This window comes from Erwinia pyri (assembly GCF_030758455.1).
Lineage (GTDB): Bacteria > Pseudomonadota > Gammaproteobacteria > Enterobacterales > Enterobacteriaceae > Erwinia > Erwinia pyri.
In genome coordinates this window covers 1,957,666-1,969,831 of record NZ_CP132353.1, presented here as the reverse complement: position 1 = coordinate 1,969,831, position 12,166 = coordinate 1,957,666, and the positions used below count along the sequence as shown (strand labels likewise).

The 12,166-nt window shown below is 53.5% G+C and carries 10 protein-coding genes; 6 read left to right on the top strand and 4 right to left on the bottom strand.

Annotated features, from left to right (window positions below; translation table 11 throughout):
- The 3 genes from thrS to Q3V30_RS09120 form a co-directional block, all read right to left on the bottom strand.
- Positions 1-1,929 carry a threonine--tRNA ligase gene (gene thrS, locus Q3V30_RS09130; protein WP_306212519.1) on the bottom strand — a complete coding sequence of 643 codons (1,929 nt, stop codon included), beginning with the start codon at positions 1,927-1,929 and terminating at the stop codon, positions 1-3.
- Between the two features lie 339 nt (positions 1,930-2,268).
- Positions 2,269-3,024 (bottom strand): DUF481 domain-containing protein, encoded by a 756-nt coding sequence (locus Q3V30_RS09125; RefSeq protein ID WP_306212517.1) that lies wholly within the window; start codon positions 3,022-3,024, stop codon positions 2,269-2,271.
- Between the two features lie 376 nt (positions 3,025-3,400).
- Positions 3,401-4,531 carry an ABC transporter substrate-binding protein gene (locus Q3V30_RS09120; RefSeq protein WP_306212515.1) on the bottom strand — a complete coding sequence of 377 codons (1,131 nt, stop codon included), beginning with the start codon at positions 4,529-4,531 and terminating at the stop codon, positions 3,401-3,403.
- Between the two features lie 141 nt (positions 4,532-4,672).
- Here Q3V30_RS09120 and ghoS point away from each other — a divergent pair, with 141 nt between their 5' ends.
- Both ghoS and Q3V30_RS09110 read left to right on the top strand, forming a co-directional pair.
- Complete coding sequence (gene ghoS / locus Q3V30_RS09115) at positions 4,673-4,966, top strand: type V toxin-antitoxin system endoribonuclease antitoxin GhoS (RefSeq protein WP_306213148.1); 294 nt, start codon at positions 4,673-4,675, stop codon at positions 4,964-4,966.
- Positions 4,967-5,073: 107 nt separating this feature from the next.
- Positions 5,074-5,958 (top strand): fructosamine kinase family protein, encoded by an 885-nt coding sequence (locus Q3V30_RS09110; RefSeq protein ID WP_306212512.1) that lies wholly within the window; start codon positions 5,074-5,076, stop codon positions 5,956-5,958.
- 21 nt (positions 5,959-5,979) lie between these two features.
- Here the strand turns inward: Q3V30_RS09110 and Q3V30_RS09105 are convergent, their stop codons facing one another.
- Positions 5,980-6,519, bottom strand: a complete 540-nt coding sequence (locus Q3V30_RS09105) for a YniB family protein (protein ID WP_306212510.1) — start codon at positions 6,517-6,519, stop codon at positions 5,980-5,982.
- A 170-nt stretch (positions 6,520-6,689) separates the two neighbouring features.
- Between Q3V30_RS09105 and hxpB the strand changes: the two genes are divergently transcribed.
- The 4 genes from hxpB (at position 6,690) to katE (ending at position 12,115) form a co-directional block, all read left to right on the top strand.
- Positions 6,690-7,358: a hexitol phosphatase HxpB gene (gene hxpB / locus Q3V30_RS09100; RefSeq protein WP_306212508.1), complete on the top strand. Its 669-nt coding sequence runs from the start codon at positions 6,690-6,692 to the stop codon at positions 7,356-7,358.
- 179 nt (positions 7,359-7,537) lie between these two features.
- A complete protein-coding gene (locus Q3V30_RS09095) occupies positions 7,538-8,128 on the top strand; it encodes a metal-dependent hydrolase (protein WP_306212506.1) in 591 nt (196 codons plus the stop codon).
- 163 nt (positions 8,129-8,291) lie between these two features.
- On the top strand, positions 8,292-9,689 hold the full coding sequence (locus tag Q3V30_RS09090) for an L-cystine transporter (protein WP_306212503.1): 1,398 nt from the start codon (positions 8,292-8,294) through the stop codon (positions 9,687-9,689).
- A gap of 161 nt (positions 9,690-9,850) precedes the next feature.
- Positions 9,851-12,115, top strand: coding sequence for a catalase HPII (katE, locus tag Q3V30_RS09085; protein ID WP_306212501.1), 2,265 nt, complete (start codon positions 9,851-9,853; stop codon positions 12,113-12,115).
- Positions 12,116-12,166 lie beyond the last annotated feature (51 nt).

Below are 12,166 nucleotides of genomic sequence, written 5' to 3'. Positions count from 1 at the left end.
TTATTCCTCCAATTGATGAAGATTGCGACTGCGAATTTCATCCTGCAGCTTCGCGATCACGTCGTTTACGTCCATGCTACCCAGGTCTTTACCACGGCGGGTGCGAACGGCAACTTTGCCTGCTTCCACCTCTTTATCACCACAGACCAACATATAGGGCACACGACGTAAAGTGTGCTCGCGGATTTTAAAGCCAATCTTCTCGTTTCTCAAGTCCGCTTTTACACGAATGCCCGCATTCTGCAATTTTCGGGTCAATTCTGCAACATATTCGGACTGGCCATCGGTGATATTCATCACCACAACTTGTACTGGAGCAAGCCAGGTTGGGAAGAACCCGGCAAACTCTTCGGTAAGAATACCGATAAAGCGCTCCACTGAACCCAGAATAGCACGGTGGATCATCACCGGCACCTGACGCTCATTATTCTCGCCGATATAAGAGGCACTCAGACGGCCCGGCAGAGAGAAGTCGAGCTGAACGGTGCCACACTGCCATGCACGATCCAGGCAGTCATGCAGCGTAAATTCAATTTTCGGGCCGTAGAAGGCGCCCTCGCCCGGCTGATATTCGAACGGAATATCGTTCTCTTGCAGCGCGGCCGCCAGATCGGCTTCCGCACGATCCCACTGCTCGTCGGTGCCAATACGTTTTACCGGACGGGTGGAAAGCTTGACCACGATTTTTTCGAAGCCAAACGTGCTGTACATATCATACACCATACGGATACAGCTGTTTACCTCGGCGCGCACCTGCTCTTCAGTACAGAAGATATGGGCATCATCCTGGGTAAAGCCACGAACGCGCATCAGGCCGTGCAGCGCACCAGATGGCTCGTTACGGTGGCAGCTACCAAACTCCGCCATACGCAGCGGCAGGTCGCGGTATGATTTTAGACCCTGATTGAAAATTTGCACGTGGCCGGGGCAGTTCATGGGCTTGATGCAATACTCACGGTTCTCCGAAGAGGTTGTGAACATCGCTTCTTTGTAGTTTTCCCAGTGACCGGTTTTCTCCCACAGCACGCGGTCCATCATCAGCGGGCCTTTCACTTCCTGATAGTCATATTCAGTCAGCTTGCTGCGTACAAACACTTCAAGTTCGCGGAAGATAGTCCAGCCATCGTTGTGCCAGAACACCATGCCTGGCGCCTCTTCCTGCATATGGTAGAGGTCAAGCTGCTTGCCGATTTTACGGTGGTCACGCTTGCCTGCCTCTTCCAGACGCTGCAGATAGGCAGCCAGCTGTTTTTTATCCGCCCAGGCGGTGCCGTAGATGCGCTGCAACATTTTATTGTTGCTGTCGCCACGCCAGTAAGCACCAGAAATTTTCTGCAGCTTAAAGTGATGGCAGAAGCGCATATTAGGCACGTGCGGCCCGCGGCACATATCCACATACTCTTCGTGATGATAGAGGCCAGGATGGTCGTCATGGCTGATATTTTCATCAAGGATCGCCATCTTGTAAGTTTCGCCGCGCGCGGCAAACGCATCACGCGCTTCCTGCCAGCTTACTTTCTTCTTGATGACGTCATAATTGGTTTCAGCCAGCTGGTGCATGCGCTTTTCCAGCTGCTCAATGTCTTCCTGAGTCAGCGTACGGTCAATATCAACGTCATAGTAGAAGCCGTTGTCAATTACCGGACCAATCGCCATTTTGGTGTCTGGCCACAGCTGCTTGATAGCGTGCCCCAGCAGGTGAGCGCTGGAGTGACGAATGATCTCAAGACCAGCTTCATCTTTAGCGGTAATGATAGCGACGTTGGCATCTTCGGTGATCGGATCGACCGCATCCACCAGCTCACCATTTACGCGGCCGGCAATACAGGCTTTCGCCAGGCCAGGACCGATGTCCTGAGCGATATCCATCACGCTTACAGCGTGATCAAAAGAGCGCTGACTTCCATCAGGAAGAGTAATAACGGGCATTTTACATCCTTAAATTGCAGTGGTAACCCATACGCAAGGCTACATACAAAAATGAGTTTATTCCTGTACCGCAGGGTGAAGAGACTTGAAACCCACTCACATTTGTCGGTTTGGTACTCCGCCTGGGACATATTTGCCAAAAGCTCGCCAGAAGCAAAAACTCTTGGGGGACGAACATCTTACACGCTATGACCTGTACGTCAAAGTGCGAGTAAAAGGAGATTTACGGCTCTTCTTATGAGATGGCGCCAATAAGAGAAAACACAAGGGCAGGAAATGGGAAGTGAGAATGTCGCAGAGGAGAGATTGGACGGGCCGACGAATGCGGCCCGCCTCAGCTTACATAGCGTAAGAGAGCATAATCGTGGTTTTGGTGTCGGTTTTATCCGGCGCAGACTCTGGCGGATTCTGGTTCCAGGTCACGTTGTAAGCTAACTTCAGCGAGAAGTGATCGTTGATCGCTACCTGCAGACCGGTTTCAGAGTTGACTGTTGTGTCGTCGCTACCCAGCACGGAGACACCCTGAATAAATTTAGTGGTGTCGGTCAGCTGCCACTGATAGCTCAGCGCGCCATAAGCCAGCGCTGTGGTGTCGTGTCCGCCGTCATGGTAGTCATCGTAACGTACGCCAGGACCCGCTTCCACACGCAGTGAGTGAACCGGGCCGTTCAACAGCTGGCGACCGTAACCGGCGGCGAAGAAGGTACGACCATCGTAACCATTGAAGCGATCGCTCAACCAGCTTGCCTGACCAAACAGATAGTCAAAGCTGTTCAGGTTATAACGCGTACGGCCACCCACCTGATAGGTTTCAGAGGAGCGTTCATCGTTGGAGGAGGTGTTGCTGGCATTACCCCACAAGCTGTAAGCAGTGTTCGGCTGATACCAGGTCATATTGGTATTAGCGGTTAATGAAGAACTGGTGGTGTTACCAGTCTGCGCCAGATAACCAGCGGCGGCATTTCCTTCAAAATCCTTCTTTGCCGTGGAAGGGTCATCCATGACCGTAAAGACGTTATTGTCCGCCAGAGCTTGCTGGCACAGCGCGCTCCCGGAGAGCAAAAGAACTACAGAGAGCTTGTTAAACGCGTTCATTAATTGTGACCCGTACGACAGATTAAAAAAGAGGAGTCTGAAGCGTTTCGCCGGACGATCAATGCCTTTTATGGTAAGAATCGTAACATTTTATGAAATCGCTTTTTTTACCAGGCAGACCTGCCTGAACAGACTCTGAATAGGAAGATTCCCATTAACGGCGCGCAGTATAAGGGTTATTTGCGATTTTTACAGCGCAGGGTAAATAAGAATCTTCTCTGAAAAGGGGAAATAATGTTTCAGATAATGTCAAATCATCTCTTAATATGAATATTCCTCTGCTAGCGATCTCATGGTCCCGTTCGTGAGTAACAAAAAGGATGGTCCATTAAGACCACCCTTGTTGCTGACTCTCTGTTTTGGGCCAAAGGAAAAATTATTTTACCGGTGCCTGCGCGCCTAATACCCCTTCACCCAGGGGGACCTTGGTAAAACGCGTGACAATCTCTTTCCAGGTATTAGCGGGGTCAAGTTGTGTAAACTGCTGCGGGTAGATAAATTTCGCCAGGTATTCCAACCCTACAATGTTGTAAGGATGGTTATAGAAGTTGTGGTAAAGGCCGTAAAAGCGATCGTTTTTGATAGCGGAGATTTCTGCAAAACCTGGCCGTTGTTTCATGTTGTTGAATGCTTTATCTACCTGCTCCTGCGTGACGTTGTAACCAAAAGGGACGGCTGCATTGGTTTTACTGGCCCACTGCGAACCCGAGACGATATAAACGTCTGGCTTCATGGCGATCACTTTCTCCAGAGAGATATCACCCGTCGCACCTGGCAGCAGGCCTGAACCGATGTTCTTCGCCCCTACCGCTTCAACCATGGCTCCCCAGCCAACATGAGCGTGCGTAAAGCAGCAGGATTCAAGCCCGCCCAACCCCGCTTTAGCTTCAATAAACACCTGAGGTTGTGGCTTCACCTCACGCGTTTTAGTTACGATAGCCTGATAATGCTGTTGATAAAAATCGGTGTACTCTTTGGCTTCCGGTTCGCGGTTCAACGCCACCCCCAGCGCGGTGATACTTTTCGGCGTATCCTCTACCGGGTGCTCAAAGGTATCAATAAACAGCACCGGGATACCGAGCTGCTTCATTTTATCAAGTACACCACCCTGCACCAGCGAGGGCTTTGAGCGGAGCTGCGCAATCATCAGATCCGGATGTTCAGCTACCACGCTCTCAAGGTTAACCTCACCTTTATCACTGAAGCCCATATCGAGGATTTTTTTCGCTTCAGGCCACTTCTTTTCCATCAGCGCCCAGGTAGGCGCATCGCTTTTTTTCAACAGATTGTTCCAGGCTACCAGGCGATGAAAGGGGTCATCCCGATCCAGCAGAGCCAGCGTCAGAATATCCCTGCCATCCTGTAATACCACCCGTTGCGGCTCCTGCTGCAAAGTGATCTGCTTGCCATCGCTGTCGGTAAGCGTGACAGGATAAGTTGTCGCCAGGGCGGAAGATGAGAGGGCCAGCAAGGTGGCAAGAACGGCGAATTTTGGCTTAAGTGGCACGTCAGGCTCCGGTAATGAAAAAAAAAGAGTGAGCGGATAATAATGATAATTAATTGCATTAGCAACAATAGCGCCTGGCTCCCCCCCTTTTATCGCTGATGAACTATGCTGAAAATTCACGGTTAAACAATGAGGTGAATGATGAGTACATCTGATATTACGCAATATGTGGTGACATTTCGCTATCAGGAAGAGGGTCTCACCGATATCCTGGAGCTTAACAGTGCGCTGACCAACGGCGGTTTTACCACCTCTCTGAGTGATAAAGAGGGACACCCGCATGAGCTGGGAACTAACAGCTTTGGCATCACCAGTGCGCTGGATAAAGAGCATATTCGGCAACAGGCCGAAGGTCTGGGGGAGATGGTTCTTGGTGAGAAGCCTGAGGTTGAAGTGGAGACGTGGGAGGAGTTTCTCCGCAACAGCAAAAGCTAAGTTTGTATAAAATATGTGCCATGCATTGCGCAAGCGCTGGTTTTGATTATTCTTTAAGCGTTATTATCAGTTTCTCCTGCAGCATACAGCGAAAAGAGGAAACCGCTATGTGGTCAGCCATTAGTCGTCTGTTGAGTGAGCAGTTTGGCGATGCTGAAATCGACCAGCGTATTGAGCTTCCCGGCGGCGATGTCCATCCTACGTGGCATATTCGCTATGGCTCCCATGAGGTGTTTGTAAAATGTAACAGCCGGGAGATGCTGCATCTCTTTGCCTGGGAAGCGGACCAGCTCCAGCTCCTTGCCCGGACCAGAACCGTGCGCGTACCGGCTGTTTATGGCGTGGGGAGCGATCGCGAGGTAAGCTTTCTGCTGCTTGAATACATCCCTTTGCAGCCGCTAAATGAAGTCAGCGCCCGGGAGCTGGGCCAGCAGCTTGCGCAGCTTCATCAGTGGAGCGAACAGGCGCAGTTTGGCCTGGACTACGATAATAATCTCACGACCTCACCGCAACCCAACAGCTGGCTGAAGCGCTGGTCAGTTTTTTTTGCCGAACAGCGTATCGGCTGGCAGCTGCAGCTGGCCGCTGAAAAAGGGATTCAGTATGGCGACAGTGAATTAATTATCCATTGCGCCCAGAGAACGCTGAGCAGCCATCATCCTCAACCTTCTCTGCTCCACGGCGACCTCTGGCCGGCAAACTGTGGTGGCAGCAGCAACGGCCCGTGGATGTTTGATCCCGCCTGCTACTGGGGGGACAGAGAGTGCGATTTAGCGATGCTGGGCTGGTATGAGGATCTGCCTCTGGAGATCCTTGAGGGCTATGAGTCCGTCTGGCCTTTGCCGCAGGATTACCTGCTGCGCCAGCCAGTCTATCAACTCTACTATTTACTCAACCGGGCCAACGTCTTTGGCGGCTACTGGCTTGGTGAGGCACAGCAGGCTGTGGGTGCGCTGCTCGATGCGGATGAACTGCATGCCCGTCCGGCCTGACAGCAGTGCCAGGCCGCTCTGTTACCAGATAAAGCCCAGCAGCTTAAGAACAAAATAGCCCGCAACCGCAATCAGAATGGGTAACACATAGAGCGGGAAAAATTGCAGGAAGATGGTGTGGCGCGGCACAACAATTTTCTCTTCCAGCTGCTGGCGCGAGCGCCCTTCCGGCCCTTTGGCATTCTCCAGAATCAGCTGATCTTCAATTCCCTCACGCAGATGGCGCGACTGCCGCCACATTCTTGCCCCTGAAGCCTGCAGAGCCAGCCCGACGAAAATCAGTATGTAGATAATCCAGAAGGTAACGTTGCTGCCGTGGTTGAAATCTGGCTGCGGTGAATTATTCCAGAACATATCCAGAAAGCGGGTATTGAAGCGGATCATATCGATCATCACATGCGAGAAATCCTGCATAACCGCATTGATCCCCTCGCGCTTTTCACGGCTCTTTTCCAGAAAGGTCATTAGTGATATCAGTGTGGAAATCAGCGCCGGAATAAAAATAATCCAGCCAGCGACTCGCTTGAGGATGGCGACCCGGCCAGCTTGTTGATAAGTCATGCTTTCTCCTGACTAAGTTTTAAGGAGGTAAGTTTACCTTCAGGGGAGGAAATGTGCCTGAAAAAAGTTGTCGTGTCGTGTGAAAAGGCGGCAAAGAAGCCCTTAAGCACCGATGTTGTCGTTTCAGCGTTCATGCTAAGGTAAGCCAAATTAGTTAACGGAGCCGCGATATGTCTTATTCCCGCCCAGTGCTTGCCGCTATTTTTGATATGGATGGTCTGCTGATAGATTCTGAACCTCTGTGGGATCAGGCAGAGATGGATGTGTTCTCAACGTTAAATATCGACCTTACCCGACGGAGCGAATTGCCGGATACTCTGGGTCTGCGCATCGATCAGGTAGTGCGGATGTGGCATGAAACGTTGCCCTGGAACGGCCCTTCGCAGGAGGAGGTCACCCAGCGCATCATTACCCGCGCTATGACGCTGGTAGAGGAGCGTCGTCCGCTGCTGCCGGGCGTGGAGCAGGCGCTGAAACTTTGCCGTGCGGAAGGATTAAAAATCGGGCTGGCCTCTGCCTCTCCTTTGCACATGCTCGAGCGCGTACTTGAGCTGTTTGAGCTGCGCAGCTATTTTGATGTGCTCGCCTCCGCCGAGGCGTTGCCTTACAGCAAACCGCACCCGCAGGTCTATCTTGATGCCGCAGCACGTCTTGGCGTTGATCCGCTTAACTGCGTGACGCTGGAAGATTCCCTTAACGGTATGATTGCCACCAAAGCCGCGCGGATGCGCTCAATCGTGATCCCCGCGAAGGAGTATGCTGATGACCCTCGCTGGTCACTGGCTAATGTAAAGCTGGGATCGCTGACAGAACTGACCTCTGCAGCTCTGCATGGATAATGCCGTTGCGGCCGGGCAACGCCCGGTCTCTGCGCGATAGTGCCCAAAAGAAGATGATTGCTGTAAAAAATGTACTGAAACGTTAAAAAATTTATCTTTCGTTACAGCGTCACATATTTCCTCTACTGTATATATCCCCTATACTGGATGCATCGACAGTTCTGCAGCCAGGTATCCCTATGACGGCCGAAGGCCACGTAATATTTGCCATCGCCAGCGCCATTTTTGCCAAACGTGCCGAGCTGACACCAGAACTGGCCAGCGGCGACTGGTGGCATGTTGTGCCGGCCACGCTGCTAACCTGCCTGTTACCGGATATCGATCATCCCCAATCCACGCTGGGTCAGCGCTTTCGCTGGATCTCGCAACCTGTCGCCCGCCTGTTTGGTCACCGGGGGTTTACCCACAGTCTGCTGGCAGTAGCGGGCGGGGTGGCGCTGTTTCATCTGAAGGTGCCGAAAGAGTGGGTGATCCCGGCAGATGTGTTCCAGGGGCTGGTACTCGGCTATCTGAGCCATATCGCTGCCGATATGCTGACGCCCGCTGGCGTTCCCCTGCTCTGGCCCTGCCGCTGGCGTTTCCGCCTGCCGCTGCTCAGGAGCCAGAAAGGCAATCAGCTGGAGCGAGCTTTATGTCTGGCTTTAGTGGGCTTTGCGCTGTGGTTTCCTTCCGGTGCGCTCCCCTTTGGTGCGTCTGGCTGGACGGCTGCAGTCGTTAATTCTGTACAAACCAGCATGAATCGCCTGATAAACATTCAAAACGCGCATTAAACCCTCAAATCAGGGCGATTTGTTATAACCCATTCTTTTTGGATATATAGCAGCCCCAGCCTGAACTGTTACCATTCCTCCACTGGACGCACTGAGTGCGCGATGAAAATTATCCGATGTTTACAGACGTAGGGATTACGTCGTCCTGACTGGAGTACTGGGAATGAACCTTCCATTAATTGCTAACCTGGTGGCCTTTGTTGCCCTGTTAGTTATCCTGGCTAAATGCGGTGCCGCTCACTGGAGCCTGTCAAAAAAGGTCCTGCTTGGGCTGGTAATTGGCGTCCTGTTTGGTCTGGCCCTGCATACGATTTATGGCTCAGAGAGCCCGGTGCTGAAAGAGTCCATCAGCTGGATCAACATCGTCGGTAATGGCTACGTGCAGCTGCTGCAGATGATCGTGATGCCGCTGGTCTTCGCCTCGATCCTGAGCGCCGTCGCCCGCCTGCATAACGCTTCTTCGCTGGGTAAAATCAGCGTGCTGACCATCGGCGTGCTGCTGTTTACCACCGCCATCTCCGCGCTGGTGGGCGTCTTCGTGACCTGGCTCTTTGGCCTCAACGCCTCCGGTCTGGTACAGGGCGTTCAGGAGACCGCACGTCTGGCTGCGTTGCAGAATAACTATGTGGGCAAAGTGGCTGACCTCTCCACGCCGCAGCTGCTGCTCTCTTTCGTGCCTAAAAATCCGTTTGCCGATCTGACGGGCGCAAACCCAACGTCGATCATCAGCGTGGTAATATTTGCCGCTTTCCTGGGCGTGGCCGCACTGCACCTGCTGCGTGATGACAAGCCGAAAGGCGAGCGCGTGCTGGCAGCGATCGATGTGCTGCAGGCCTGGGTAATGAAGCTGGTACGCCTGATCATGAAGCTGACGCCATATGGCGTGCTGGCGCTGATGACGAAAGTGGTGGCCAGCTCAAACGTCAATGACATTATCAAGCTGGGTGGTTTTGTGGTGGCCTCTTACCTGGGCCTGGCGATGATGTTCGCCGTCCATGCGCTGCTGCTCTCGGTTAATGGCGTCAATCCAAAGCGTTTCTTCCGTAAAGTGTGGCCGGTGATCACCTTCGCCTTTACCAGCCGCTCCAGCGCCGCCACTATCCCACTAAGCGTCGAAGCGCAGACCCGTCGTCTTGGCGTGCCGGAGTCCATTGCCAGCTTCTCAGCCTCTTTCGGGGCTACTATCGGCCAGAATGGCTGTGCGGGCCTCTATCCGGCCATGCTCGCCGTCATGGTGGCACCAACCGTAGGCATTAATCCTTTCGACCCGATGTGGATTGCTACGCTGGTAGGCATCGTCACCCTCAGCTCGGCCGGTGTAGCTGGCGTGGGCGGCGGCGCGACCTTCGCTGCGCTGATTGTGCTGCCTACTATGGGCCTGCCGGTGACGCTGGTTGCGCTGCTGATCTCCATTGAGCCACTGATTGATATGGGCCGTACGGCGCTGAACGTTAATGGTTCTATGACAGCCGGTACGCTGACCAGCCAGTGGCTGAAGCAGACCGATAAAACGCTGCTTAATGCCGATGCAGAAAACGAGGTGGAGTTAGCTCACCGCTGATTCGCTCAACGGGCTGGTTTTCACCAGCCCGGTTATATTTGCCGCGCTTAATCCCTGTTCCCTCAGCTTTCCCCCGATTATCCCTTCTGTTTCCAGGCATATCCGCTTCCCTGTTCTATAGTTACTGAAGTCCAGAATCACAACTACAGGAATAAGTGACGATGTCGAAAGAAACCGATAACAAGGAACTGAGCCACAACGCGCCCTTAACAGGCCCCGACTCCGCCAAACCCGGCATGGATTCGCTGGCTCCTGCAGATGGTTCACATAAACCTTTAGCGGAACCTACCGCGCCCGGTAAACAGCCTACCGCCCCGGGTAGCCTGAAGGCGCCTGATACGCATAATGCTAAACTCGATGCGCTGGAAACCTTCCGTAAAGGCGGCGAGAACTTTCCGCTGACCACCAATCAGGGCACCCGTATTGCGGACGATCAGAATTCTCTGCGCGCAGGCACGCGGGGTCCCACCCTGCTGGAAGATTTTATCCTGCGGGAAAAAATCACCCATTTTGACCATGAGCGGATTCCGGAGCGCATAGTGCACGCCAGGGGCTCCGCTGCGCATGGCTATTTCCAGCCCTACCGCGATATGAGCCACGTCACCAAAGCTGATTTCCTGCGCGACCCGCAGCAGGTCACGCCAGTGTTCGTGCGTTTCTCAACCGTACAGGGAGGAGCGGGTTCGGCTGATACGGTCAGGGATATTCGCGGCTGGGCCACCAAGTTCTATACCGAGGAAGGCGTTTTTGATCTGGTCGGCAATAATACGCCAGTCTTCTTTATTCAGGATGCGCACAAATTCCCTGATTTTGTTCACGCGGTGAAACCTGAGCCGCATAACGAAATTCCTCAGGGCCAGAGTGCGCATGATACCTTCTGGGATTACGTTTCGCTGCAGCCCGAAACGCTGCATAACGTGATCTGGGCAATGTCCGATCGCGGTATCCCGCGCAGCTACCGCACCATGGAAGGCTTTGGCATCCACACCTTCCGCTTTATCAATGCGGAAGGCAAAGCCACCTTTGTGCGCTTCCACTGGAAGCCGGTGGCGGGTAAAGCTTCTCTCTTATGGGATGAGTCGCAAAAACTCACCGGCCGCGATCCTGACTTCCACCGCCGTGACCTGTGGGAAGCCATTGAAGCGGGTGATTTCCCCGAGTATGAGCTGGGGGTGCAGCTGATCCCGGAAGAGGATGAATTCAAATTTGATTTCGACCTGCTTGATGCCACAAAGCTGATCCCGGAAGAGCTGGTTCCGGTAGAGCTGATTGGCAAAATGGTGCTTAACCGTAACCCGGACAACTTCTTTGCCGAGACTGAACAGGTCGCCTTCCATCCCGGCCATATCGTTCCCGGCATGGATTTCTCTAACGATCCCCTGCTGCAGGGGCGCCTCTTCTCCTATACGGATACGCAGATCAGCCGCCTGGGCGGACCAAACTTCCATGAGATCCCGATCAACCGCCCGGTCTGCCCTTACCATAACTTCCAGCGTCAGGGCATGCACCGGATGGATATTGATACCAATCCGGCAAATTACGAGCCTAACTCCATCAATGACAACTGGCCGCGCGAAACGCCCTCTGCCCCTCATCGCGGCGGGTTTGAAAGCCATCAGGAACGCATTGAAGGCCACAAAGTGCGCGAGCGCAGCCCCTCGTTTGGCGAATATTATTCCCAGCCGCGCCTCTTCTGGAACAGCCAGACGCCGGTCGAGCAGCAGCATATTGTTGATGCCTTCTCGTTTGAACTGAGCAAGGTTGCCCGGGAATATATCCGTGAACGCGTGGTGGATCATCTGGTGCATATTGATATCTCTCTGGCGCATGGCGTAGCCCAGAACCTGGGGATTGCCCTCTCCGATGAGAAAATGCACACGGCGCCGCCGAAAGATGTCAACGGCTTGAAGAAAGATGCCAGCCTGAGCCTCTATGCCGTGCCAAGCGGCTCTATCAAAGGCCGTCAGGTGGCTCTTCTGATGAGCGATGGCGTGGTAGCTGCCGATACGCTGGCGATCCTTCAGGAGCTGAAAGCTCAGGGTGTCCATGCCAAACTGCTGGCACCGCATATGGGTCGGGTTCGCGCTGATGATGGCTCAGATCTGCCTGTGGACGCCACCTTCAGCGGTCTGCCTTCGCTGACCTTTGATGCGGTTATCGTCCCGGACGGCAATATTGACGCCCTGCTGTTGAGTGGCGATGCCCGTTATTTCCTGCTGGAAGCGTACAAGCACCTGAAGGTGATCGGTCTGAGTGGAGATGCGCGACGCTTTAAATCTCAGTTCGGGCTGGGTGAAACCGAACAGGAGGAAGGCATTATTGAGGACAGCAAAGCAGAAGGCGTCTTTATGAGTGAATTCCTCTCCGCTATGGGTGCTCACCGTATCTGGTCACGTAGTCAGAAGGCGTTGAGCGTACCCGCTTAACTGCACTTTAAAGCAGCGGTTAACGTCCCATCAGGGTGCAGCAGGCCAGCG